The organism is Chitinophaga lutea (assembly GCF_003813775.1).
Lineage (GTDB): Bacteria > Bacteroidota > Bacteroidia > Chitinophagales > Chitinophagaceae > Chitinophaga > Chitinophaga lutea.
In genome coordinates, this window is sequence record NZ_RPDH01000001.1 from 1,974,337 (window position 1) to 2,001,020 (window position 26,684).

The 26,684-nt window shown below is 47.6% G+C and carries 18 protein-coding genes and 1 tRNA gene; 11 read left to right on the top strand and 8 right to left on the bottom strand.

Annotation, left to right across the window (positions count from 1 at the left end):
* Positions 1 to 3: 3 nt before the first annotated feature.
* The gene (locus EGT74_RS07875; protein ID WP_123845961.1) at positions 4 to 600 is read left to right on the top strand and encodes a hypothetical protein; all 597 of its coding nucleotides are present in this window, start codon (positions 4 to 6) and stop codon (positions 598 to 600) included.
* Between the two features lie 125 nt (positions 601 to 725).
* Here EGT74_RS07875 and EGT74_RS07880 read toward each other — a convergent pair whose 3' ends face one another.
* From EGT74_RS07880 to EGT74_RS07890, 3 genes are read right to left on the bottom strand one after another with little or no spacing between them, the layout of a single operon-like run.
* Positions 726 to 1,229 carry a hypothetical protein gene (locus tag EGT74_RS07880; protein ID WP_123845962.1) on the bottom strand — a complete coding sequence of 168 codons (504 nt, stop codon included), beginning with the start codon at positions 1,227 to 1,229 and terminating at the stop codon, positions 726 to 728.
* A gap of 35 nt (positions 1,230 to 1,264) precedes the next feature.
* Entirely contained in the window at positions 1,265 to 1,822 is a 558-nt protein-coding gene (locus tag EGT74_RS07885) for a hypothetical protein (protein ID WP_123845963.1), read from the bottom strand.
* Positions 1,819 to 2,622: an RNA polymerase sigma factor gene (locus EGT74_RS07890; protein ID WP_123845964.1), complete on the bottom strand. Its 804-nt coding sequence runs from the start codon at positions 2,620 to 2,622 to the stop codon at positions 1,819 to 1,821. Before EGT74_RS07890 ends, EGT74_RS07885 begins: the two co-directional genes overlap by 4 nt.
* A 401-nt stretch (positions 2,623 to 3,023) precedes the next feature.
* Between EGT74_RS07890 and EGT74_RS07895 the strand changes: the two genes are divergently transcribed.
* From EGT74_RS07895 to EGT74_RS07915, 5 genes are read left to right on the top strand one after another with little or no spacing between them, the layout of a single operon-like run.
* Complete coding sequence (locus EGT74_RS07895; protein ID WP_123845965.1) at positions 3,024 to 3,347, top strand: helix-turn-helix domain-containing protein; 324 nt, start codon at positions 3,024 to 3,026, stop codon at positions 3,345 to 3,347.
* Positions 3,348 to 3,385: 38 nt separating this feature from the next.
* Complete coding sequence (locus EGT74_RS07900; protein ID WP_123845966.1) at positions 3,386 to 4,954, top strand: type I restriction-modification system subunit M; 1,569 nt, start codon at positions 3,386 to 3,388, stop codon at positions 4,952 to 4,954.
* Positions 4,951 to 6,387, top strand: a complete 1,437-nt coding sequence (locus EGT74_RS07905) for a restriction endonuclease subunit S (protein WP_123845967.1) — start codon at positions 4,951 to 4,953, stop codon at positions 6,385 to 6,387. Before EGT74_RS07900 ends, EGT74_RS07905 begins: the two co-directional genes overlap by 4 nt.
* Positions 6,384 to 8,135 carry a restriction system-associated AAA family ATPase gene (locus tag EGT74_RS07910; protein WP_123845968.1) on the top strand — a complete coding sequence of 584 codons (1,752 nt, stop codon included), beginning with the start codon at positions 6,384 to 6,386 and terminating at the stop codon, positions 8,133 to 8,135. The genes EGT74_RS07905 and EGT74_RS07910 overlap by 4 nt, the downstream gene beginning before the upstream one ends.
* Positions 8,132 to 9,163 carry a hypothetical protein gene (locus tag EGT74_RS07915; protein ID WP_123845969.1) on the top strand — a complete coding sequence of 344 codons (1,032 nt, stop codon included), beginning with the start codon at positions 8,132 to 8,134 and terminating at the stop codon, positions 9,161 to 9,163. Before EGT74_RS07910 ends, EGT74_RS07915 begins: the two co-directional genes overlap by 4 nt.
* A 214-nt stretch (positions 9,164 to 9,377) precedes the next feature.
* Here EGT74_RS07915 and EGT74_RS07920 read toward each other — a convergent pair.
* From EGT74_RS07920 to EGT74_RS07930, 3 genes are all read right to left on the bottom strand, one after another.
* Positions 9,378 to 9,451, bottom strand: a tRNA-Asn gene (locus tag EGT74_RS07920).
* Positions 9,452 to 9,679: 228 nt separating this feature from the next.
* Positions 9,680 to 11,917 carry a DUF2357 domain-containing protein gene (locus tag EGT74_RS07925; protein WP_123845970.1) on the bottom strand — a complete coding sequence of 746 codons (2,238 nt, stop codon included), beginning with the start codon at positions 11,915 to 11,917 and terminating at the stop codon, positions 9,680 to 9,682.
* A complete protein-coding gene (locus EGT74_RS07930) occupies positions 11,904 to 13,838 on the bottom strand; it encodes an McrB family protein (protein WP_158618054.1) in 1,935 nt (644 codons plus the stop codon). Before EGT74_RS07930 ends, EGT74_RS07925 begins: the two co-directional genes overlap by 14 nt.
* Before the next feature lie 195 nt (positions 13,839 to 14,033).
* Between EGT74_RS07930 and EGT74_RS07935 the strand changes: the two genes are divergently transcribed.
* The 4 genes from EGT74_RS07935 (at position 14,034) to EGT74_RS07950 (ending at position 22,901) form a co-directional block, all read left to right on the top strand.
* A complete protein-coding gene (locus tag EGT74_RS07935) occupies positions 14,034 to 15,629 on the top strand; it encodes a DUF6377 domain-containing protein (protein WP_123845972.1) in 1,596 nt (531 codons plus the stop codon).
* A gap of 226 nt (positions 15,630 to 15,855) precedes the next feature.
* Entirely contained in the window at positions 15,856 to 18,810 is a 2,955-nt protein-coding gene (locus EGT74_RS07940) for a SusC/RagA family TonB-linked outer membrane protein (RefSeq protein WP_123845973.1), read from the top strand.
* Positions 18,811 to 18,829: 19 nt separating this feature from the next.
* Positions 18,830 to 20,374 (top strand): RagB/SusD family nutrient uptake outer membrane protein, encoded by a 1,545-nt coding sequence (locus EGT74_RS07945; RefSeq protein ID WP_123845974.1) that lies wholly within the window; start codon positions 18,830 to 18,832, stop codon positions 20,372 to 20,374.
* 88 nt (positions 20,375 to 20,462) lie between these two features.
* Entirely contained in the window at positions 20,463 to 22,901 is a 2,439-nt protein-coding gene (locus EGT74_RS07950; protein WP_246008148.1) for a glycoside hydrolase family 31 protein, read from the top strand.
* A 136-nt stretch (positions 22,902 to 23,037) separates the two neighbouring features.
* On the opposite strand, the gene EGT74_RS07955 is transcribed toward EGT74_RS07950, so the two are convergent.
* A complete protein-coding gene (locus EGT74_RS07955) occupies positions 23,038 to 23,376 on the bottom strand; it encodes a Rieske (2Fe-2S) protein (RefSeq protein ID WP_123845975.1) in 339 nt (112 codons plus the stop codon).
* Positions 23,377 to 24,567 carry a GTPase HflX gene (gene hflX / locus EGT74_RS07960; protein ID WP_123845976.1) on the bottom strand — a complete coding sequence of 397 codons (1,191 nt, stop codon included), beginning with the start codon at positions 24,565 to 24,567 and terminating at the stop codon, positions 23,377 to 23,379.
* A gap of 101 nt (positions 24,568 to 24,668) precedes the next feature.
* Between hflX and EGT74_RS07965 the strand changes: the two genes are divergently transcribed.
* Entirely contained in the window at positions 24,669 to 26,678 is a 2,010-nt protein-coding gene (locus EGT74_RS07965; RefSeq protein WP_123845977.1) for a S9 family peptidase, read from the top strand.
* The last annotated feature ends 6 nt before the right edge of the window (positions 26,679 to 26,684 follow it).

Genomic DNA, 26,684 nt, shown 5'->3' on the forward strand with positions numbered 1-26,684 from the left:
ACCATGAATGAGAATCTTTTGACTACCCTGACCGAGATCAGCGAAGGTCACACAAATAAATTAGAACAGCACGACCAACAAATCAGTGCCTTGCAGGAAACTTTGGGCCAGATATCAGCATTGAAAGGCGCGCTCAATCACCTCACCCAAGCCGGCGGTCCCATTAATCAATTATTAATCCATCTACCCGAGCAGTCAAATCTGCACCAGCGCCTTGACCGTACATTGCGGGACACAATCACTGCCCTTTCCCGGCCGCAGGTGCAAAATCACCATCATCATTTCCCCAGGGTTGCCTGGGCGACGGTTGGCTTATTTCTTATGTTATGCCTCGTAAGCACCGGGTGGTATCTCACCGCTTCCCGGTTGGGCGACTTCCGTGACAATGATATCAAATACCGCTATCTGCAACTTATCGACAACAAGCAGGTGGTCCACCTGCTGCATTTCACAGATAGTTTGCAAAGAGCGCAGCCGGAATTTTTCCGGGATAGCGTGCTTTCGAAGGAAGAGGAAAAGCACCGCCGCCTGGAAATGCTCGACGAAGCAAACCGGAAAGAAGCGGAGGCCGAGCAGCTTCGCCAGAGGGCCAAACAGTAGTTATTGCCTACTCTAAACAAGAGAACCCACGCGTTGTATGCATCTATATTGAGATGCTCCGTGAGTGCATCGAGGCCTCACGCTACGGGTGTACAAGCACCCTCGTAATAATATTCCGACGGGCATTATTCTACCACCAGGGCAATACCCGCTTTGTTGGCTTTGTAGGCAATTTTGTCCTTCAGGCTGTAATAACTCCAGTTGCGCAGCAAAAATTCTTCCTTTTTGGCGACGGCTTCCTTCCCTTCTTGCCCGGTAAGCAGCAGGGTGGCAACCCGGTGCTTCAGGCATAGATTGATCAACCGGCGACTGTAAACGTGCAGTTTATAGTTCACATACCGCTTTTCCGCGCCCCGGTAATGCTCCAGGTTTTGCAGTTTCCGGGTTAAGCCGTTCTTCGACCGGTTGAACGTGGCGGACTGCTGGCAGCGATGAACCGCTTTTTGAATTGCCAGCCGCCGGTACAAGAAATCTTCTTTGGTGCCGATGGAATAACTATGCCGCCCGATCTTTACCCGGATCGGAATTTCCATCGAAAGAGTGGCTTCCGCCACTACTTCCGGATGAAGGGCATGATCTTCTTTTGATACCTCGAACGTTGCCAGCAGGTAGAACTTGTGCTCTTCCACCTGGATGGAGCTGGTGCATAGTTTATACTCACTTCTTAGGGCGGCTTCCCAGATCGCCCGCTTGTCACCACCCTTTTTCCAAAATACAGGCGGAAGGTGTGGCCAAATATCTGGCAGGTATAAAACCTACCGCCGTCTTCCAGTTTTATTTGGCGGAGGTCCTGCGGGGCTATCGGCATGGGAATATCCCTTCGAAAACTCCTGAGTGACCGCTCCCCCTTCCAAAGCCTGTCCCTTTCCTTGCCGAAGCTAAATACCAGTATTTTATTCAGACAACCCAGGATGCTCATGGGCATTTGTCCTTTGAAATACCGGCTGAGTAACTGGTAGGTAGTTCCGAGCTGCGACATCGTGAGAATGCCGTCCTTATCTTTCTTTATGTCCGCCAACCTTACCCGCACCTCGTCCGTGAAATAGAATAAGTCCTTTACCTGTTCCTGGATGAACTGGTGGGTGTAGATGAAATTGGCTGCCCGGTGGACCATTCGTTGCCATCGCCAGAAGGTTTCCCGCGTTTGGCGCTTCACCGCGGGATCTTCCGAATGTATCAATAGTTGGATTTTCCGGGTCAGCACTACTTTGTTTTCCTTCATCGCTTTGCAGGTTTGAGGATTTCTTGAGCAGACACGTATTCTTTCAGGGCTTGCCAAAGGGGAATATTCAATTCCTGGGCAATCCTGTCAAAATTGTATTGTTGCTCTACTCTTAACTGGCAGATTTTTATTTGGAGATCATTTAGGTACTTACTCCAATGCGAGGGTGGTGAGCTGCCGGAGGCGATATGGTAAGTCGGTTCCGGCAGCTTTATTCGCAGGATCATCTTTTTTAATGCGTGGATGCTTTCCTGCACCTCCTGGCTGATTTGTTGGTAAGGCGCGGCAAAACGGTTGGCGATTTCCTTTAGGCTGAGTCCATAGCGGAAGTAAAGCGTCATGATGGTTTGACGGTTACCGGGCAGGTAGGGGATGGCGTCCTTCACCAGGTTAATTCTTTCCTGTTCCGTATTGGAAAAGCCTGCAAGTTCTTCTTCATTATCGGGATCGTATGCCGCGGCCTTGTGATCCTCAAGGTATTCAGGATAAATAAGTTGCCTGTAGAACCGGTTTGCTGGTTGCCGGAAATAGTCATAACAGCCCCAGCGAGTACACAGCCGGATGAAGCGGAACAGGTGCAACATACTAGTCATTCGCCCTCGAAACTGCCACGCGCGGAGAAAGGCTTCCTGGACGATGGTGTGATTGGCAAATTCATCGCCTGTTATGCGATTTGCGTAATAGAGAATCGGTTTGTAAAGGTGCTCATATATATAAGTAAAGGCTACCTCTTCGCCTTTTTGATACAGAAGGAAGTATGAATGGTTTTCCGGCGTATTCGTGGTGATGTAGTGATTCATGGCGTCGGCAGCTTGTCAGTGAGTAATGTAAGCCTGTAAGGACCGGCGCTGCCCAACGCAAAAAAGAAGCGTGGGTTAGTCCTTACCGCACTGAAGGGCTGCGACACCCCTGATCACGAATAAGAACGCCCACGCTTCTTTAGCAAGATACCAAAGAAAACGTGAGCGATTTACCTTATTCCCGTGATCATGAAAGGTCGCAGTTTTCAGTGCGAGAATTAAAGCAAATGCGCTTTAGAATATTTAAAGTTTTAAAACATTTGTTTTTTTAGATATTGTTTTACAAAGTACATTAATTGTTTTACAATAACAATAAAATAATTATAAGGAGCTATTTGACTTTAAAACCAATATTTTAGAAGTTAATAAATTGTGTGACACAAGAACAATTTGTTCACATAATGAGTAAATTAATTAAGCCAGAAAGGCATTCCGAAATTTTAGTGATAAATCGTCTGGCCGCCGTATTGAAAGAAGAAAGAATATCAAATAAAAAGCTAGCGGAAATATTAGGCTATGAACCTGCCACCATTTCAAAATGGGCTACCAATACGATCCAACCACCGTTATCGACTTTCCTCAGAATTGCATTAATTATTAATCGCGATTTAAGGGATTTTTTTATTTCAACTAGAGAATTTGATGATGCGGAAAAAAACATCCTCCTAAAGAACTTAACTGAAATAGCCGAGAGGGGAAAAAGGGCCAGGAAAAATAAAGCGTAGTTAAAAAACAAATTTTTAAATTATATATAATATACATTATGCTTCCGGATGAAATTAAGTATAAAGTAAAAGAACTCTGGGATAAATTTTGGAGTGGAGGTATAAGTAATCCGCTAAATGCCATCGAACAGATAACCTATTTATTGTTCTTAAAACAATTAGATGAAAAAGATCAGCAGAGAGAGAAGACAGCAGAATTTCTAAATGAAAAATATAAGTCGATTTTTGATGGGAAATTTACGATTCCAAGTGAAAACGAAAAAAGGAAAGCAGTCCCGAAGACTTCTTTACGATGGAGTAGTTTTACCAAATTACCTTCGGATGAAATGTTCGATACCGTTCAAACAAAAGTATTTCCTTTTATAAAACAACTGAATGGGCAAAATTCGCATTTCACGAAGCACATGCAAAGCGCTTCCTTCCTAATTCCCAGTCCGCGACTTTTAGCAGAGGCAGTAAAAAAAATTGATGAGATCTTTATTGAACTTGAAAAGGAAAAACGATTTATTGATGCACAAGGCGACTTTTATGAAGAACTTCTTCGGGAACTTAACACATCAGGTAAGAATGGTCAATTTAGGACACCGACTCACATAATAGAATTGATAATAGAGTTAGTACAACCTAAGCTAGGTAGTAAGATAGCGGATCCTGCTTGTGGAACCGCAGGTTTTTTGATTGGAGCTTATAAATACATAATCACCAGTCAAACGAGTGCGCAGTATTGCCAACCGGACGAAAACGGATTTCTACGAGGGTCTATTGCAGACAAGCTAGTAAGCAAACAGGCGAGAAAGGAATTGGAAGAAGATACATTTTTTGGCTTTGACATTGATCCCACGATGATTCGGATTGGGTTAATGAATTTAATGATGCATGGTATTTCCGTCCCAAAAATTGATTACAATGATACACTAAGCAAGAATTACAACGAAGATGAGTGTTACGACATGGTATTAGCAAACCCTCCTTTTACAGGAAACATAGATAAAGGAGATTTGAATCCTACTTTTTCGATAAATACCACTAAAAGTGAATTACTATTCCTTGAGAGAATATATAAGATGTTGCGCCCAGGAGGAACTGCCGCTGTTATTGTGCCTCAGGGAGTGCTTTTTGGTAGTGGATCTGCATTTAGGAAAATTCGTCAACTACTGCTAGATAATTGTAAGCTTAGTGCAATAATAAGTTTGCCAAGTGGGGTATTTAAACCTTATGCTGGCGTAGCAACCGCAATATTAGTTTTCACCAAGGGTGGAGAAAGTGAAAATGTGTGGTTCTATGATATGATAAGTGATGGCCGAACTTTAGATGACAAACGGTCTGAATTGTTTAAGGGAAACGGGGATCGCGATTATGGAGATTTGCATGAAATAATAACACAATACAGGTCCAAAGATAAAAGTACAAATAGGAGGCTAAGACACTTTATCGTTCCTACTTCAGAAATTGTTGCCAATGAATATGACTTTAGTTTTAAAAGGTATAGGGAAGAGTTTTTTGAAGAACTGGAAACCGAAGATCCTCAAAAAATACTATTACAATTATCTGAATTAGAGAAAGAAATACAGGATGGACTGAACGAGTTAAAATCAATTTTTCAATGAAGTCGAAGTTTCCAATTCACAAATTAAATGAGTATATAAATGAAGTCTCAATAAGAAACAATAAGGGTTTGGTGTCTGAGGTGTATTCAGTTACCAATTCTGATGGCTTCATTAAATCTACAGATTATTTTGACAAAGAAGTATATAGCAAAAACATAAGTAATTATAAGATAGTAGAAAAAAACCAATTTGCCTATAACCCATCAAGAATAAACGTTGGTTCTATTGATTATCTTCGGTCAGAGACAAGGGTCGTAATAAGCCCACTATACAATGTTTTTGTCTGTAAAAGCGTATTACAGCCAGACTATTTACTACGTTTTTTGAAGAGCCGAGTTGGTTTAACTCAAGTTAAAAACAGGACTCGAGGAGCGGTGAGGCATAGTCTTCCTTTGGATCAATTAGGTGAAATTAGTATTCCACTTCCAAATGTTGACCAACAATTACGAATTTCCAGTTTGCTTTCAAGTATCGATCTACTTTTATCAAAGAAGCACAATTGTCTTCAACTCCTAGAAACTTTCTTAAAGGCCCAATACTACAGACTGTTTGGAAACCCGAATTCAAATAGCAGGCAATGGCCGAAAAAACCTTTTTCGGAAGTTTCAGTAAACGAAAACTCCAAAAGGGTACCGATTAAAGAATCAGAAAGAGATAAGAGACCCGGAAAATACCCTTATTATGGCGCTACAGGAGTAATAGATACTATTGATGATTTTATTTTTAATGGCGAATATCTATTAGTGGCTGAGGACGGAAAGAATCTCTTATTAAAAAGGAAAAATAATGCCTTTAATGTAAAAGGGAAATTTTGGGTAAATAATCATGCCCATGTTCTGTCCTCAAATGGCGAGGTGAATCTAAGATACTTGGAGTTTTTTATTAACTATATTGATCTTAAACCATATTTAACTGGAATTGATCAAGTCAAGCTTAACAGGGAGAATCTTGAAAAAATAATGGTCCCGATTCCTCCAACAGAGCTTCAGGCGGAATTCTATAAAACAGTTGTTCTGGCGGAAAATCTCAAAGGTCGTATTGCTAGTAGCTTATCTAATCTAAAAACACTATATGAGATAGCCTGTACGCTCTCTTTTAGTGGCTCTTTAAACTTAGAAATGGTAGATATCAGTGCGGTTAAGCCTTACACTGGTCCTGCCTCGGCGAAAGGTATAGGTGTAAAACGAAAAGTTGATCAACCATTCAAAAACCAGGCTCTTTCTCTGAAAAAAATTATACAATCAAACTTCAAGACGAGGAAATTCAAATATCAAGAACTAGCTGAGTTGCTACAGGCGGCGTCGAGCGATGAGCATGATTATGAAAAGTTCAAAAGAGTGATATTTGATTGTCTCAAAGGTGTAGGGGAGGTTAGTCTAAAACAAGTATTTGATGAAAAAGAGAGAAGTATTCTTTTACAAGTTTCCAAATGAAATTATTAAGAATTAAGCTACTAGAGCAATTTCGGAGTCTACCCGATAACTTTGAAATAAAGTTTATCTCCAACGGCTATAATGCAAATGCCCTGTACCAATTCATGCCTTATTGCCTAATTGGTAGGAATGGGAGCGGAAAGTCTAATCTCCTAGAAGCTATTGCTGCTATTTTTTATCATATTGAGTGTATGAACCTGAATACACTTCCTAGCTCGTTTGTTTATGATGAAGAGGAAAATCCAGGTGGTTTTACAAGTGATAAAGCCAGTATTGACGCTTTTGAAATTGAATATCTTTTTCAGATGGAAAAGGCAGACCTTCCTAATCCAGTTCAGAATATCAAGTCATCGTGTTGGAAACCGCCTCATGCGCATATTTTGATAACTAAGGAAAAGGGCAATTCCCCTGTTATAAGATGGATGAATAGAAAACTTTTTGAACATAACGGCGATGAGGTATTGACAAGATTAGAGGCTAAAGGTTTTTTTCCTAACTATGTTATTGGATACTCGTCCGGGGAGAATGAGATACTCAGTTTGCCCTTTTTCAAAATGAGATTTATTCATTACGATGAATATGAACAGGCTTTGCAAAAGAAACTTCCGTACACTCAACCAGAAGGTAGGTTAATCTATTTTGATAATAGCTTGAGTCAAGCGGTTTTTTTAACCAATTACTTAATGCAGGATACAAATATTCTGAATCCAATATATAAATCTTTAGGTATTGTTGGCGTTAGTCAATTTAGGATCATCATTAGGTTAAATGAATATACAGAGGCATCTGAATTCTTGAATACGGATAATGAAGATGGAGAAAGGGATGAGGCCGAGTCTTCTAATAGAATTAAGCTTACTTCAAGGCTTGATAATTTAATTACCGTACTGAAAAATTGCTCGACTTGTTGGGAAAACAAAGAAGATGTGTTGTTTCTGGATTATTGTATTGATGATGCAACAAAAATGGCTTTTGCATCCAACTTCGAGAATGATCCGATAAAGCTGTTCCAATCCTTTCAGATATTATTGACTCTAAATCTATTTGAAGTAAGTTATCATTTAAAAAAGGAACTGTATGAGAGTTCGAGTCTGTACGTAAACGAAACAGTACCCGTCTTAGCCTCCGATCGACGAATAATGAGAGTTAAAGACTTAGAAATTACAACAGACAAAACTAGCAGGATATACAATAAATCTTTGTCTGATGGCGAACATCAATTTTTGCACTCAATGGGGGTTTGTCTGCTTTTTAAAAACTCCAATTCATTATTTCTTTTGGATGAGCCGGAAACTCATTTTAATCCAGAATGGCGTTCACTTTTTATAAGTACTTTAAAAGAATGTTTACAGCAAAAAGGAACAAATTTTATGTCTGACATTCTAATAACTTCTCACTCACCATTTATTGTTTCGGACTGTTTGCAAAGCAACGTGCTAGTTTTTGAAAGATCAAATCGTGAAAATAGTAAAGTAAAGGTAACCAGGCCAGAATTTAACACGTTCGGCGCATCTGTAAATCTAATAACAAATAGACTATTTCACAAGGAAGAGACTATTTCTATGATTGCAAGTACTCGATTGAAGCACGTGCTTAAAGATTTTAAGGCTCATAAAATTTCATTAGAAGATGCTATAAAAGAAGCAAACCAACTGGGGGATTCCGTTGAGAAATTATTGATTGTTGATCAATTAAGGCGTTCATCATCAAAGAAAACAAATTCAACCAAAGTCAAAAGGAGGAAATGATATACACATATAAAGGGATTAATGGAACATTTACAAAGGCTCATGAATACATCAAGCATTTAGTACTAGATGTTTGGTGTAAACCTAATGGGAATTTTTCCTTAAATAAACTGCATCCCGAATTTATACCAATTGTTAAAGGCGTAAGAAATAAAAAGATATTGGCAAAACAGATTCAGGAAATATACAGAATATTTAGGCAAATTTCTGTTTCTGATCGGTCCGGTTTTAGGAAGCTAAGAAAAGGTTTTATTAATAATAACTCAATTGAAGAGTTATGTAAAGGGAGTATTTCTCCGCTAGTTTACTCAGAAATAAAAAGAATAAGTCCGGAACTCGAAAAGAGGTTGAAGAGATTCTTTAAAGACTTTTATTCAGAAGTGCCCAAAACTTCTGCATTCAAAAAAGCTTGCGGAGAAATTGGAGTTTTTTATAATGATTTTTTAGATCATAATGAATCAGAAGTTTGTCCGTTTTGTGGGATAGCCGATATAATGACTTCAAGACTATCTAAAAGGGATGCGTTTGATCATTATCTACCTAAAGATATATATCCTTTCAATTCTATCAATCCTAACAACCTAGCCCCTATTTGCAAGACATGCAATAGTTCGTATAAACTTGCCAAAAGCCCTATACAAGATAAGAGCGGGAAGAAAAGAAAGGCATTTTATCCATTTGCAATAAAGGCTGTCAAATTAGAGATTAATGCCCAATTTACCTGTAAGGATATTAATAAATTAAAGAAGTCAGAGATCGTATTAAAAATAACAAATAAAGCCTATCAAGAACAAGTATGTACATGGATGGATTTGTTTGGAATAGAAGAAAGATATGTAGATAAGTTTTGTAGTAAGGAGGCTAACTGGTGGCGAATTCAAATGTTGGATGAACTCCGAAATTCCAAACTTCAGAAGCACAAATTGTTAGCTCAGAAACTGAAGTTGTTTGAAAGCAACTCACATGTCGATAAAAACTTTCTTAAAATTCCTTACTTTATAGCATGTAGTAAATTAGGGCTGTTATAATACTACTATTTTGACTTATTAAAGTAAAGCACTAGCCTGCCCCCGACCTTTTGTCCGCAAATATGAAATAGTAAAAATTATATCAACTTGCTGAGATGTAATTTCATCTTAACTTTACTGAGCACGCTCTTTCTATCTTTATTACTGCTGGCAAATTGTTGGCAAAAAATAAAATAGGTCACTTCCGTGACCTATTAAATGTTTGATAACCAAGCTCCCCCTGTTGGACTTGAACCAACGACCCTCTGATTAACAGTCAGATGCTCTAACCAACTGAGCTAAGGAGGAATGTTCCCGGTTTGAATTGGGATTGCAAAAATAGGGATTTTTTTAATCTTGCAAAATATTGTCGCTTTTTTTTTGAAAAATTCTTCGCGGAGCCTAAATCGCAAAATTGTCATCACGGATGCCTGGGCTTGGGACACGTGGTTGTTGCTTTGCGCCTTATCTCACATGAAAAAAATACGCAATGCGAAGCTTAACAAGGAACCTCTGCTTTTGCTAAAACCATTGTAACTATTCCTCATTCACTATTTTTGCCCTTACAAATAACTCTAATAAGTCAGTTGCAAAAGGAAGTGCAAAGTCCCTTCCCTTTCTATATCCCTCTAGTTGGGTTACATCCCATTGATAGTTTTTAAACTCAGGCTCTAACGCAGGATCAATTTCAAAGACCAAATAATAAGCCTGTGTCGGGCGACCAGGATACCCTCTGGATATCAAATCCTTTCTAGATAGAATCCGGGGGCCCGCGGCTGACAGCTTGAGTAATCGGCTTTGCAAAGAATTCTTTTTATTATGCAGTAATAAATATCGCGCCCCGGTAAGCCGCGAATTCAAATTAATTGACTCCATCTCTGCATTCCATCTCGTATTATATAAACTTGCCGAAAGTATCCATTCGAGATGCTGTTCATTTTTACAATATCCTACCAAAACAGTAGTTTCATCGAGTAGAAGGTCCCGGTTCTTTCCAAGTGCTTCTGGCAGGGCAATATTCATATTGGGAACATCGCTAGCTTGATAGGTTTTAAAAACATACGCAGACATTCGCTCTCGTTGAGAGGCTCTGTTAAGAAAATGCTTTACCACCTCTCTCAAAAACTGTTTAAATGTAAAAATACCAGTGTTTGACCTTGTAGGACGAATAGCAAACGCTCCCAATCCGGGCAAGATTTCGTGGAATCCTCTTAGATTATCTGATTCTTCTCCAGGATATAATACATATGCACCTGCCGTCCTTCGAATTGCGTCGCGATAGGTATGCATTTTCAAAAGATCTACCGTGCGATATTTTGTCGAATTGACAATTCCCATTTCTGAATCGGCAACAACTTCATCGTCAAAATGCTTTAAATGAGCAATCCTGTACTTTGCATCAAAGTGGAGGTGAACAATTAACTCTTGTCTTTCAGCTTCATCGCTATTCAAACCAAAGGGCCAAATGCTTAGCGTATAATCAGGTCTCAATGCTGTTGTCCAACTACCTTTATTGGGATAGGTACTCCCTTTAGAGAAGGTTCTATTATAACAAAATTGAACATTCAGCTTTCGACTTGGTGCCTCAAATACCCCTTCTACCGCAAGTAGCCTTCCCTGCTTAAGTTTCAGCCCCATTCCATCCTTTGTGTGCTCGATCAAACCTAATAGGTTTGACTCCTTTAACAGGAAGTTCTCTCCAATTACATCGACTAATTTAAAAAACAGCCAATATTCATATAACGCAGCCACATCCTTTTTGCCTCCCTCATACACATCGTCTCCTCCTTCCCAAGAAAGTTGAGCTGCTAAATCAAAGAAAATCCACGCCCTTAATATTTCCCTATATCCAGATTTTCGCTGAAGAACAGGGCTCTGTAGCGGTAGACTGTGTAACCTTCCTACATCTTTAAATACGTTATGCGATAAATACAACCGAATCCGCTCCTCTACCCTGCGAACTTCGGCCACATGTCTTGGATTATCTTCTATAGCGTCATAAAAAACAGTGCAAACGTCTGCAAATTGCTCCAGCGCATATTTTATAAAGCGATTCTCTGGTGTATCTAATGACTCTGCCTTTTTTAGCGCATTTATCTTAAGTACAGCTCCTCGAGGCGAGTTTGCTATTTGTCGAAGTTGCCGGCTATTCAGACGCCTTAACTTTCGTGCATCAACTTCCGCTTCTTCTTCCCCCCATTTCGTCGCTGGAAACACCAATATTTTATTTACGGCGTTGCTAAACGCTTCGGAATCGATAATTCCCTTAACAAAACAAAAACGTTGATATGCGACTTTACTTGACGTATTTTGTTTCGGTTCAAATCGCTGAAGGATAGGCGCATTGTGAGCCATAATCAACTCTGTACACTTCTCCGCTATTTCCTCAAGCATGAATCGATAATCTGAGCGATAGTCAATTTTAACAGATCGCACTTCCAGATGCAATTGGCCCAATACATCGCTACTTCCCACTTGCCGAACATCTATGGACAATGTTCCAACATAGTTACCAGGACTGATTGTACCAAAAGATATATTGAACTTAAACGGGCGAACAACCTTTGCACTGGCGAACAGTTCATAACCTTCAGCAACTCGATATTGATAGGTAAGCCCCTCTACTACTTGTATCTCAGCCTCTCCAAATTCAATTGCTTCTGCCGTCGAGATCTTCCAAAGGCAATCAACGTTTGACTGCGCTGCTATTTGGACGCAAACTGATTCCGTTTTAGAAATTGGAACAAAGACCTCAATATCTCTAAGCTTCTGCATAACTTGTAAAGCCTTGGTCTACAAGGCTCTTGTACATCCTTTTGATTTTTTCTAATGACAACCGATACCTAATATTAAGATCACTGTCTGTAGTTTGGGCCACCTCTTGATTTAAGTAGTCTAGCACTTTTTTTTCGCTATCCTTCAAGCACAATTTTGCCAATATTTCCATTGTCTGCTCTAGCTTCCGTCTTGAGCCATGCAATCTTGGAAGCAATTTTTGCATAATAATGCAATCTATCAGATCGGCGTTCTCCCATTGATCAATCTCCTTTGCAACTGTTATAAATCGCTTTATTTCAGCTGCCGTCCTAAATCCAAATTCCGCTCCAACAGCCTTCAACGCTTTATAAAATCCGATTAACTCATTTGTTATCTCATTGTGTGAAAAGTTCCCTGTCTGCGTCGTGGCTAGCTTCACAAACTCTTGTGCCATTGCGTTCCCTTGCCCCTCAAGAGACCTTACATCTGCAAGGGTATCACTTCGCAAAAACTCAATCATGCTTTCCGTCGAAACCTTAAACTCAATAACGGAAGCCCTATCTAAGACCTTTGGACTGAACATATAAGTTGTTTCATCAATATTCACTGTTCCTATTACAAACAAATTATTAGGAAGCTTCAATTTACTCGGAATTCTACCTTCATTCCATCTTCCAGGACCAGGATGTAAACAGATCTCTTCTCCAGACTCCATGCAACTTAGAAAGTCTGCAAAATATCGCTCTACATGGCTTAGGTTCATCTCATCAAGAATGAGAAAATAAGGCATAGTTGGGTCTTCTGAAGCCGAAATAATCAAATCAAGTACACCATTTTCTGGGGACACATATGTTTTTTCCTTCTGCATATTGGGAAACCCCAAGAGCGGCTCACGATTGGTCCAGTCTGCACCAACTGGCACGACGCAGACTTGCCGACCATGATCTTTACTTATCCATTTGGCAAAAGAAATGGCGATTCGGGTTTTGCCTGAACCCGATAAGCCAGTTAGGATAACAAATGGCTTTGTTGCTAAAGCCGCAATAAAGCGCCGAACTAGACCTGGCTCCGTCTTAAAATATGTATTGTTTAACGAGGAAACAAATTGTTGACATTCAAAAGGTTCTGATATCGATTGTCTCTTTGAAACCTTATTGGGCTCTACAGTTCTTTTATTCATTTTACCAACAACTTCTTTATATTCTAACACTAGTTCTTCAATGTCATCTTCGAGAATTTTACTTTCGAGTCCATAGTTTTTCCTAGACTTGTTAATTGAGTAGTCCTTGAAATAGTAGGAGCTCCCGTATCGCTTTGGACTAACTCCTTCATTGCTCTTAAAAAAGGCCTGTACGGTCTCTCTTTTAAAGGGCCAAGGATGTGGAGGTTCGCGAGTTTCACTTATTCCATAAGCGAGTACTAGGCGCTGTTGCGCAATAAAATATAAATAGACCGGGTAAATTCCTTCTGATACTTTTTGGTCATCCGCCAACAACGCTATCCACGGAATTTTTGCTGTATTGCCTTGTCCGAAACCTGCTACTATTTTAAGCCCCTCGAATATCTTGCCCTCAAAGTTGGCTTTTTTGAGATTCTTTGGATCATTGTGAACCCTATCGAGGAACTCAAATACAATTGAGGAAATCGAATTAGCTTCTGAACTGGACATAGCTTCTTCTTTCTTTATAATAGTGAATCCACTGTTTAACAACAGTTTAAAGCATCGAGTCTTCATTCCGCCGGGAAAGCTATCACGGTCCAATTCAATCCCGTTTGCGAAGAGGTTAGCGTAAGAAACTAGTAGCTTCGGTGGGTAACGCTTCCCACGCCACACAGCGTCATAAACCTTGGACTGTGCACCCGGAGGAACACCTTGTCGATCAATCAGATCTACTGCTTTAAGAAAATGATCATGGGTTAAATTATTGGGTATAGCCATTATTTTGGGAATTATCATTAAGCTCTTGATCTACAACTCAATATAGCAAAAAATAGGCATATTATAGTTTTTGTGGGACATTACCCCACTTTACAACTAGAAGGGTCGTTTGAAAATTTTGATTCCTGCAAAATCTAATTCAACTTTTTTTCTAAACAGCCCTATTTCTGATATCTTTACTCCAGCCAGAGATTTATGAAATGGATTCTGTTCAGCCTTATTTTATTCCTCGCTTCCACGGGAGTGCGGGCGCATAGCCGCACGGATAGCCTCCTCCGGGAACTCGACATCATCATCTCCAAAACCGCCGATTTCGACGCGGGTAAAGAGAATGCCCTCCGCCAACTGAAAGAATCCTACCACAACGCGGCACAGCCGGAACAGAAATACGGCGCCTGCCTCGCCCTCTGCGAAGCATACAAAGCCTACAATTACGACTCGGCATTTTCCTACGCGCAACAACTGCAGAAAATCGCGGAAAAACTCCAGGATCCGCAACGGCAACTGTACGCCCGCATAAAACTGGGGTTCATCCTCCTGTCGTCCGGCATGTTCCGGGAAACAGGGCAGATCATGGACACCCTCCGCACGGCGCAGCTGCCGGATTCGATGCGGGCGGAGTTTTTTGTGCTCATGCGCCGCTATTATTACGACCTGGCGGACTATGTGAACGACCAGCACTATTCCCGCATCTACTTGGGAGAAGCGGCCCGCTTCACCGACTCGGCCGTGGCCCTCTACCCGGAAAACCACTTCCAGCGGCTGAGCTGTCTGGGGTACAAGTACTTCAAACAGGGCAACCTCGACAGTGCCCTCCATTACCTCAACCGCACCATCGCCCTCCCAAACCTCTCGTTCCACGAACAGGCGATGATCAACGCGAACCTGGGTAACATATATGTCATCAAAAAGGAATACGACAAGGCGATCGAACTGCTGGCCACCTCGGCCATGGCGGACATCAAAGGGTCGGTGAAGGAAACAACGGCGGCGTTTAACCTGGCCTCGCTCCTGTTCCAGACGGGCGACATCAAAAACGCCTCCCGGTACATCGAACGGGCAGTGGCGGACGCCACCTTTTACGGGGCCCGCCAGCGGAAAGTGCAGGTAAGCGCCATCCTCCCCATCATCGAAGGGGAACGCTTCAACGCCGTGGAAAGCCAGAAAAACAGGCTTTTTGTCTATTCGGCCATCGCCACCTTCCTGCTGATCGCCTCCATCGTGCTGTCCTACATCATCTTCAAACAGGTCAAAAAACTCAAAACGGCCCAGAATATCATCACCCAGGCCCATCACCGCCAACAGGAAATCAATGATAAACTGCTGGAATCCAACAAGATAAAGGAGGAGTACATCGGGTACTGCTTCCACATCGCCTCGGCGTACATCGACAAGATCGAAAAACTGAAAACGCAGGTAGACCAGAAGCTGAACGACCACAAATCGGCCGAGATCCGCTTCATCGTCAATAATATTAATATCAAACAGGAACGGGAAGAGCTCTTCCGCAACTTCGACCGCATCTTCCTCAAAATATTCCCGAACTTCGTAAGCGAATTCAACTCCTTCTTTAAAGAAGAAGACCAGATCAAACTGAAAGACAACGAGCTCCTGAATACCGACCTCCGGATCTACGCCCTCTTCCGCATCGGTATCAGCGAAAACGAAAAAATAGCCCGCATCCTCGAATATTCCGTGAACACCATATACGCCTATAAAACCAAAATCAGGAACAAGTCGATCGTCCCGAACGACGAATTTGAAGACAAAATCATGCAGATAAAGATCTGAAAATAGCTATATTAAGGAAATTTATATTCGTTCGTAACGAATTGATTGTTAACGCATTCATTCTCTGAAAAACCTTTAAAACCCGTTTAATTTCTATACTTCGCTGATAATAGTTGGCCGCCCTGTTTAGACCCGCTTACTTTGGAATACTCAACCAAAAACTAAATTTTTCATTCAATTCCACTTACAGGTACTCGTACTTATCCAAAACCTAAATCACTACGTTATGACCAAAATGCGACTAATCAAAGCGCTGCTGTTCTGCCCGCTGCTTTTCCTGCTCGCTTCAACAGTTTTAGCCCAGACAAAATCCGTGACGGGGAAAATCACGGATGAGAAAGGCGGTCCCATTCCGGGAGCGACCATTTCCATCAAAGGCACCAGTTCGGGCACCGTGACCGATGCGGACGGCGCATTCAAGCTGAACGTGCCCACAGGGGCCACCGTGCTTGTGGTGTCATCGATCGGCTACGCCCAACAGGAAATCAACATCGCCTCCACCTCCACCGTATCGGTGAGCCTGGTACCGGAAAACACCACATTGACGGACGTAGTGGTGGTGGGCTACGGCATCGCCCGGAAAAAGGACCTCACGGGCTCGGTAGCTTCCCTGAAAGCGAAAGACTTCAACCGGGGCATCACCAACGCCCCGGACCAGTTGATCCAGGGTAAGGTGGCCGGCCTCATGGTGGTGAACAATAACGGCGCGCCGGGTGCGGCGGCTACGGTGCGCATCCGCGGTAACTCTTCGGTGCGCTCGGGCAACCAGCCGCTCTACGTGATCGACGGGGTGCCGCTCGACGGCCGGGTGGCCCGGCCGAACATCAACGCCAATAACCTGGGCCAGATGCCGGACGCCAACCCGCTGAACTTCGTGAACGCGGCGGACATCGCTTCCATGGAGGTGCTGAAAGACGCCTCGGCCACGGCCATCTACGGCTCCCGCGGCGCCAACGGGGTGATCATCATCTCCACCAAGAAAGGCCAGACGGGCCCCGCCAAACTCGACTTCGGGTACTCCGTGGGCGCCAGCAGCATCATGAAACAACTGAAAGTGCTCAACGCGGCGGAATACCGCGCGGCGCTGAAACAATATAACGCGGCCGGCGGCGACGACGGCGGCGACAGCGACGGGATGAAAGAGATCCTCCGCACCGGCATTACCCAGAACTACAGCCTGGCCATCAGCGGCGGCAACGAAAACGGCCGCTACCGCGCCTCCTTCGGCCTTATGGACCAGCAGGGCATCGTGCGCAAATCGGGCATGAAAAAATATACGGGCAACCTCTCCGGGCAATTCAAATTCCTGGAAAGCAAACGCCTGGGGGTAGATTTCAACGTGATGGCGGCCCAAACGGTGGAACAACTGGCGCCCATCACCAACAACGCGGGTTTCACGGGCAGCCTCATCGCACAGGCGCTGCAATGGAACCCGACCACGCCCATCCGCAACGCAGACGGGTCTTTCCACCTGCTGGCCAAAAACTCGCCGGTGAACCCGCTGGCCATGTCGGAAGCATGGGACGATAAGTCGAGCATCTCCTACATCCTCGGCAACATCTCCCCGTATTTCAAGATCACCGACGACCTGGAATACCGCTTCCTGTTCTCCATCAACCGCCAGACGGGCATCCGCAAGGCGCAGATCAAATCCTTCATCAACCTGGAAGGGGTGCAGGACCTGGGACAGGCCTACTACGGTAACGCGGAACTGACCACGAAACTGTTCACCCACACCCTGAGCTATAACAAACAGCTGACTTCGGCCTTCAACCTGAACGCGGTGGTGGGGTACGAATACCAGGACTTTAACTTCCAGGGAATGGACCTCGGCGCGCTGGGCTTCTCCACGGACGCGCTGCCTTATACGAGCATCCTCCAGAACGCCAGCCAGGCGAACACCTTCATGAGCTCTTACGTAAACCCGAAATCCGAACTGCAATCCGTGTTCGGCAGGGTAACGGCGAACCTGCACGACCGGTATCTGCTCACGGCCACGCTCCGCGCGGACGGGTCGAGCAAATTCGGGTCGAACAACAAATACGGCTACTTCCCCTCTTTCGCGGCGAAGTGGAACATCAACAACGAAGCCTTCATGAAAGGCAACACCCTCTTCCAGCAACTGGCCCTTCGTGTAGGCTGGGGCATCACGGGCAACCAGGAATTCCCCGCAGGCGCGGCGCAGGAGCAATATGCGCTCGGGGCCAGCGGCAGCGCGAGCCTCGCCAACGTGGCCAACCCGGACCTGAAATGGGAAAAATCCAGCCAGCTGAACGCGGGGGTGGACTTCTCCATGCTGGACAACCGCATCTCGGGTAACGTGGACTACTTCCATAAAAAAACCTCCGACCTGCTGTTCAACTTCCCCACCATCCTGCCGGCGCCGGCTTCTTCCTACTGGATCAACCTGCCTGGCGAAGTGATCAACAAAGGCGTGGAACTGGCGCTGAAAGGGGAGATCATCCGCGGCCGCAAATTCACCTGGATGCTGGGCGTGAACGCCACCTTCATCAAAAACGAACTGCAGAACTACACCGGGCCCAACGTGCTCACGGGCGCCATCAGCGGCCAGGGCGTGTCTGACGCCTCCGTACAGCGCTTCGCCAACGGGCACCCGCTCAACGTGTTTTACGTGAGAAGGTTCCAGGGCTTCGATAAAGACGGGCAGGGCATCTACGAAAACGGCGGCAATACCATGTACTACGCCGGCGACCCGAACCCGAAACAGATGCTGGGCCTCACCACGGAACTGGGCTTCAAAAAATGGTGGCTGACCATCAACATGAACGGCGCTTTCGGGCACTACGTGTACAACAACACGGCCAACACCGTACTGCCCATCACCAACCTGGGCTCCCGCAACCTGGCCAAAGCGATCATCGGCAACGGGGAAAGTCCTTCCAACCCCATTACCACCTCGGACCGCTATCTCGAGAAAGCGAACTTCATGAAGATGAGCAACGTGTCGCTCAACTACAGCCTCGGCAACATCGGCCAGGTCTTCAAAAACGTGAACCTCTCGCTCACCGGCCAGAACCTTTTCGTGATCACCAAATACAGCGGCTTCGACCCGGAAGTGAATACAGACAAAAGCATCAACGGCGTAACGTCTTTCGGTATCGAGTATGCTCCCTACCCGACGGCACGGAACATCATTCTCGGCTTAACGCTTTCCCTGTAAACACTAAAAAACTACCATCATGACTCTATATAAAAAATTAGCTTGTTTGCTGCTGGCGGGGTACGGCCTTGTTTCCTGCACCAAACTCGACGAAAAACTGGCGTCCACCATCACCAAAGAAGAGGCGGACTCCGTGATCAAAGTGCCCTCGCTCCTGAAATCGGCGTACGACGCGTTGCAGCTGCCTTACCAGGACCAGTCGAACTTCTGGTCGCTGCAAACCATGCCTTCGGACGAAGCGGTAGCCCCCACCCGCGGCGGCGACTGGGACGACAACGGCGCATGGCGCGCCATGAAAACGCACGACTGGACGCCGGAGCACATCCAGATCGCCAACAGCTTCCGCAACCTGCTGCTGTTGCAGTTCAATTCCACCAACGTGCTCAACTTCAATCCCAGCGTACGGCAGGCGGCCGAAGCGCGCTTCCTCCGGGCCATGTCCATTTTCTCCGTGCTCGACGGATGGGGACAGGTGCCTTTCCGTAAACCGGAAGACAACCTGCTGCTGCCGCCCTCCGTGCTCGGCCCGGCCGAAGGCATGGAGCTGCTGATCAAAGAGCTCACCGAGATCATCCCCAACCTGCCCGACCGCGGCGCCGTGGCGGCGTTCGTAGCCAACAAGGATGCGGCGAAAGTGCTGCTGATGAAATGTTACCTGAACAAAGGCGCATTCATCAAACGCGACGCGCCCACTTTCGACGCGGCGGACATGCAGAAGGTGATCACCCTGGCCAACGAGCTCATCGCCGGCGGACAGTACGCCCTTGCAGACAACTACTTCGACAACTTCGCCTATAACAACGACGCGATTTCCCGTGAACTGATCTTCACCCAGGAAAACGGTCCCGGCGCCAGCACCGTGCGCGGCGGCAACGCGGCATACTGCCACTGGGCGCCCACCCTGCACTATGCGCAAACGCCGGGCGGCTGGAACGGCTTCACCACCGTATCCGACTTCTACGACAAGTTTGAAGCGGTAGACACCCGCCGCGGCGGCTCCTACAACGGCGTGACCAATGTAACCGGCCTGAAAGTGGGCTTCCTGCTCGGCCAGCAATTCAACAAAGACGGTGTTGCCCTCAAGGACCGTAAAGGCAACCTGCTCATATTCACCCGCGACATCAAACTGCAGGAAACCGGCAACGACCTGGAAGTGAAAGGCATCCGCGTGGTGAAATACCCGCCGGACATGGTGACCCTCAACGGTTCCAACACCAACAACGCGAGCAACGACTGGGTGTTTTTCCGCTACGCGGACGTGCTGCTGATGAAAGCGGAAGCCCTGCTGCGCAGCGGCGGAGCGGGCGCACTGGCCATCGTGAACGAAGTGCGCGTGAAACGCAAAGCCACGCCGCTGGCCACGGTAGACCTGAATGTGCTGCTCGACGAACGCGGCCGCGAATTTTACTGGGAAGGTTTCCGCCGGCAGGATCTCATCCGCTTCGGTAAATTCTTACAGCCCTGGCAGCTGAAAACGAAAACGGATCCGACATACCTGCTGTTTCCGATACCTGTAAACGATCTGGCTGTTAACCCCAATCTCAAACAGAATCCTGGTTATTAAGACCTGCTTATCCAGGCAGTCGTCCATCGGGGAGCATCTCATCCATGCTCCCTGATGGATACCTTTTGTCAGAAAAAAGCGCAATCTTATGGTTTTCAGAATGATCGTCTTCCTGCTGACGGCGTGTAGTTTCGCCGCCACAGCGCAACCCGTGCGCACGCCCGGCAAAGTCACCGCGGTGGCCATCGGCGCGCAGGACGTAAAACTTACCACCCAACTCGGTTATGCATACATTACGGCTTACAGCCCCGCGGTGATCAGGGTGCGGATCGACAAACAGCCGCCCGGCAAAGACTTTTCGTACGCGGTGATCGCGGAGCCCGTTGCCTTCAAGCCCCGCATCTCGCAAAACGACGACGCGGTAACCATGGAAACGGATTCGCTCACCGTGCGCATCACGAAAAACCCCTTCACCGTGCGTTTCCTCACGCCCGGCGGGAAAGTCATCAATACGGACGAACCGGGCCTCGGCACCTCGTGGATCGGGGAGGAAGTGACCACCTACAAAACCATGCAGGAAGGGGAACGTTTCATCGGCCTCGGTGAAAAAACCGGCAACCTCGACCGTAAAGGCAACGCCTACACGAACTGGAACACCGACGCCTACGGCTACACCACCGGGCAAGACCCGATCTACGCCACCATCCCGTTTTACATCGGCGTTCACCACGGCATGAACTACGGGATATTCTTCGACAACACCTGGCGCAGCAACTTTAATTTCGGCGCGAGCAACAACCGGTTCTCTTCCTTTAGCGCGGCGGGCGGGGAGATGAATTATTATTTCATCTACCACACCGACGTGGCCGGCATCATCCGTTCCTACACCGGCCTCACGGGCCGCATCCACCTGCCGCCGCTCTGGAGCCTGGGGTACCAGCAGAACCGGTACAGCTATTACCCGGACACGGAAGTGTACCGCATCGCGCAAACGCTCCGCGAGAAACAGATCCCGGCAGACGGCATTACGCTCGACATCCATTACATGGACGCTTATAAATTATTTACCTGGAACAAAACCCGGTTCCCGGACCCTGCCGGCATGAATGCGAAGCTGGGGAAGATGGGCTTCAAAACCACGGTGATCGTGGACCCGGGGATAAAGGTCGAAAAGGGATACCATGCTTATGAGAACGGCCTCCAGTCTGACATCTTCATCAAATACAGCGACGGGCAGCCCTACACGGGGCAGGTGTGGCCCGGCTGGTGCCACTTCCCCGATTTTACGGGTGCGCGCGGGAGAGAATGGTGGAAAAAAGAAATCGCGGCTTACAGTCGCGCCGGCGTATCCGGCCTCTGGAACGACATGAACGAGATCGCCACCTGGGGGCAGACCATGCCGAACAACGTGCTCTTCAATTTCGAGGGCAACCCCGTCACCCACAGCCAGGCGCACAACGTGTACGGCTTGCAGATGATACGCGCGAGTTATGAAGGGTCGCGGGAAATCGCACCCGACAAACGCCCCTTCATCCTCACCCGCGCCGGCTATGCGGGGCTGCAGCGGTACTCCGCCATCTGGACGGGCGACAACCGCGCCGAAGAGGATCACATGCTGCTGGGGGTGCGGCTGCTGAACAGTCTTGGTTTGAGCGGGGTACCATTCTCCGGTATGGACATCGGCGGTTTCACCGGCAATCCCACGCCCAGCCTGTACGCCCGCTGGATGCAGATCGGGGCCTTCATCCCGTACTGCCGCAGCCACACCGGCATCAACACCAAATCCGCCGAGCCCTGGGCTTTCGGGGAAGAGGTGCTCGAAATCTGCCGCAACTACATCAACCTGCGGTACCGCCTGCTGCCATACCTGTACGCGAATTTCTACGAAGCCTCGCAATCCGGCCTGCCCATCATGCGCACGCTGGCGCTGACCGACACGCACGACCCGAAGGTGTACGATCCCCGCTTCCAGAACCAGTTCTGTTTCGGGCCTTCCATACTGGTAGCGCCGTTTGAAAGCAGGGAAAACTATGCGCCGATGTATTTCCCGAAAGGCAGCTGGTACAACCTGTACGACGACAGCCGCGAAGAAGGCGGGAAAGAAAAAATGCTCAGCCTCAGCTTCCACCAGCTTCCCGTGTATGTGAAAGAAAGCAGCATCATCCCGATGCAGTCGCTCATCCAGAACACTACCGAAAAACCTTCGGATACGCTGTTCCTGCATGTGTACAAAGGCTCGGTGAAGAATGAATTCGTGTATTATGAAGACGACGGGGAAACGTATGATTACGAGAAAGGCGGCTTCTACAAACGCACCATCCGCTACGAGCCCGGCCAGCTCACGCTGGACAAACCTTCCGGGAAACGCGCGTCCAAATTCCGGCACATCCAGCTGGTGCTGCACGGGTTCGACCAGGAAAAGATGACGGTGAACGGCAGGGAGATGAGCCTGCAACAAAGCACCACGGCCTTCATACAGCCCATTTCCCGCTTCGACCCGCAAGGGGAAGCCAACCCGGAAATCAACTGCCACGTGCTGAAAGCAACGGTGGCGAATGGGGATGAAACGGTGGAGATAAGATTGTAGGACATCGTCGCGAATGACAGCGACACGGTGGAGGGGAGCGTTTTAAACAAGCATAGTTACCGAACACATCATTATACAAGCAGTCCGTTGAGAAACCCGGGGCCGGTTGAAGCAATGCTTTGGCCGGCTTCTTTTTTTACCAGCCGAGCCAGCTCTTTTCCAGGCCCACGAACACGCCTTCTTCCCGCAGTTCCACCGGGTAGGTTTTGAGGTAAAAACCCTCGCCGCTGCTGTTGTAGCCGTTCTTGACGTTAAAGCGGTAACGGTGGAGGGGGCAGGTTACGTTCCCTTTATCGTCCATATGCCCGTCGGCCATGATGCCGCCGGCATGCGGGCATTTATAGGCAAAGGCATACAACTGGCCTTCGTGGCGCGTGAAACAGATTTTCTTACCGTTCACTTCGTGCACGGTAATGGTTTTCTCGTGCGCCACGGGCTCGTCGGTGATGCGGTACCAGTTGTATTCCTTGGCCATTTAAAAGAAATATTCGGATTTGTAGGGATAACGTTCCCTGTACAGCTGGGCTACTTTATCCAGGATGGTTTTACGCAGTTCTTCGATGTTGCGGCGCTCGGTAGCGGAAATGAATACGCAGTTGCCGTTGGAGCGGTGCTGCCAGCTTTCTTTGAGCTGCTGCAGGATGTCCTGCTTCACATCGTCCGTCAGCCATTCGTCGAAGGTCTGTTTTTCGTACAGGTCCATCTTGTTAAAAATGAGGATGGTGGGTTTGTCGATCGCCTTCAGTTCGGTCAGCGTGCGGTTTACCACTTCGATCTGGTCTTCATACTTCGGGTGCGAAATATCCACCACGTGCATGAGGATGTCGCTTTCGCGCACTTCGTCGAGGGTGGATTTGAAGCTCTCCACGAGGTGGTGGGGCAGTTTGCGGATGAACCCTACCGTATCGCTCAGCAGGAACGGCGTTTGTTCGAACACCACTTTGCGGGTAGTGGTATCGAGGGTAGCGAACAGTTTATTTTCCGCGAACACCTCGCTTTTCGACAGCAGGTTCATAATGGTGCTTTTGCCCACGTTGGTGTAACCCACCAGGGCCACGCGGATGTATTCGCCGCGGTCTTTCCGCTGGGTAAGGGCCTGTTTGTCGATTTCCCCGAGGCGTTTGCGGAGCAGGGCGATCTTGTCTTTCACGATACGGCGGTCCGTTTCGATTTCCGTTTCACCGGGGCCTCTCATCCCGATACCGCCTTTCTGCCTTTCCAGGTGCGTCCACATACCGCGGAGGCGGGGGAGGATGTACTGGTATTGCGCCAGCTCTACCTGCACCTTGGCCTGCGCCGTGCGGGCGCGGCGGGCGAATATGTCGAGGATCAGGTCGCTCCGGTCGATGACCTTCACCTTCAGTTCCTTCTGTATATTGGATATCTGCGAACCGCTCAGTTCATCGTCGAATATCACGAGGCTCACGTCTTTCCCCACCACGTACTGCCTGATTTCCTCCAGCTTGCCCTTGCCTACGAAAGTGGCCCTGTCAGGATGGGCCAGCCGTTGGGTGAAGCGTTTCACCGCTTCAGCGCCCGCCGTTTCCGCCAGGAAAGCCAGCTCGTCGAGGTATTCCTGCACCTGCGCGTCTGTTTGCTCTTTGTGGATGAGCCCTACCAGCACTGCCCGTTCGTCACGGTCTACTACTTGTTGTTTTTCTATCAATGTATCTTCAGAATTTGTGCAAAGTTAATGAATTCGGGCCGGGTCCGGTGGTAGGTTAAATTTTCCTACATTTATGGCTCATCACAACAAAATCTACACCAATGCGTAAAACACTCCTGGTAGCAGGTATTTTATTCATTCAACAAAGCATGGCACAACAGAAAATGAGCCCGGAGCTGCTGTGGCAGCTGGGCCGCGTGGGCGGCGAAACCGTACTGAACGATGGCACCGTCATCTATGGCGTTTCCCGCTATACCCTGGCGGACAATAAAAGCGAGCGGAACCTTTACGCCGTTCCCCTGAAAGGCGGGGCCGCCAAACAGCTCACCCAGGGCGCGGGCGCGGAATCCGGCGCACAGGTGCTGCCCAATGGCCGTATCGCCTATAATTTCAAGGGACAGCTCTGGGAAATGGACAAAGACGGCGGCAATGCCGTACAGAAAACCAATGTGGAAGGCGGCATGCAGAACATCCGTATTTCTCCCAAAGGCACGCACATCCTTTTTTCCAACGAAGTGAAACTGGAAAAGATCAGCGGGGCCGACCTGCATAAAGACCTGCCCAAGTCAAACGCGCAGGTGTACACGAACCTCAACTACCGCCACTGGGATACCTGGGAAGACGGTAAATACAACCATGTGTTTTACGCCTCCTACGACCCGCAGACCGGCAAGGTGGGCGAGGCGACGGACATCCTGAAAGGCGAACTGTTCGACTGTCCGCAGATGCCCTTCGGCGGCGCGGAAGACTTCATCTGGAGCCCCGACGGCACGCAGATCGTGTACGTGTGCAAGAAAAAACACGGGAAAGCATACGCCATCAGCACCAACACCGACGTATACAGCTATAACATCGCCACCGGCAAAACCGAGAACCTGTCTGAAGGTATGATGGGCTACGATATCGCCCCCGCCTTCGACAATACCGGCAAACAGCTGCTGTGGCTGAGCATGGCGCGTGACGGGTTTGAAGCGGATAAAAACGACATCATCCTGCACCAGGCCGGCGCCAAAAAGACCGTCAACCTCACCAAAGACTGGGACGGCACCGTATCCGCCGCCCGCTTCAGCGCCGACGGCAAAAAGATCTTTTTCCTCGCCGTGGTGAAAGGCACCGAGCAACTGTTCGAGATCCCGCTCGACAAACCTTCCATCCGCCAGATCACCAAAGGCCAGTTCGACGTCAACGCGTTCGTAGGCCAGCAGGGCAATACGCTGGTGGTGGCCCGGGCGGATATGAACCATGCCGCAGAGCTGTACACCGTTGACCTGAAATCAGGTGCGCTGCAGCAGCTCACCACCGTGAACAACAACATTTACGACGGGCTGCAGCAAAGCAAGGTGGAAGAACGCTGGACCAAAACCTCCGACGGGAAAGACCTGCTTTCCTGGGTGATCTATCCTCCCGGCTTCGACCCTTCCAAAAAATATCCCACGCTGCTGTACTGCCAGGGTGGGCCGCAATCGCCGCTGAGCCAGTATTACAGCTTCCGCTGGAACTTCCAGCTGATGGCCGCGCAGGGGTACATCGTGGTGGCGCCCAACCGGCGCGGCATGCCCGGCCACGGCGTGAAATGGAACGCCGATATCAGTAACGACTGGGGCGGCCAGCCCATCCGCGACTACCTCGCCGCCATCGACGATATCAGCAAGGAAGCCTATGTCGATAAAAGCCGCCTGGGCGCTGTAGGCGCCAGCTACGGCGGGTATTCCGTGTTCATGCTGGCAGGCGTGCATGAAAACCGCTTCAAGAGCTTCATCGCGCACGACGGCCTCTTCGACCTGCGCAGCTGGTACGGCACCACCGAAGAGCTGTGGTTCGCCAACTGGGACATCGGCGCTTACTGGGACGAGTCCAAAGCCGGCACCTACGAAAAATTCAATCCCATCAACTTCGTGAACAAGTGGAACACGCCCATCATGATCGTGCAGGGCGGCATCGATTTCCGTGTGGGCATTGAGCAGGGGCTGCAGGCTTTCCAGGCCGCACAGCTGAAAGGCATCAAAAGCAAACTGGTATATTTCCCCGAAGAGAACCACTGGGTGCTCGGTGCGCAGAACGCCATCGTATGGCAGCGCGAGTTCTTCGGCTGGCTGAAAGAAACCTTATAAATCATG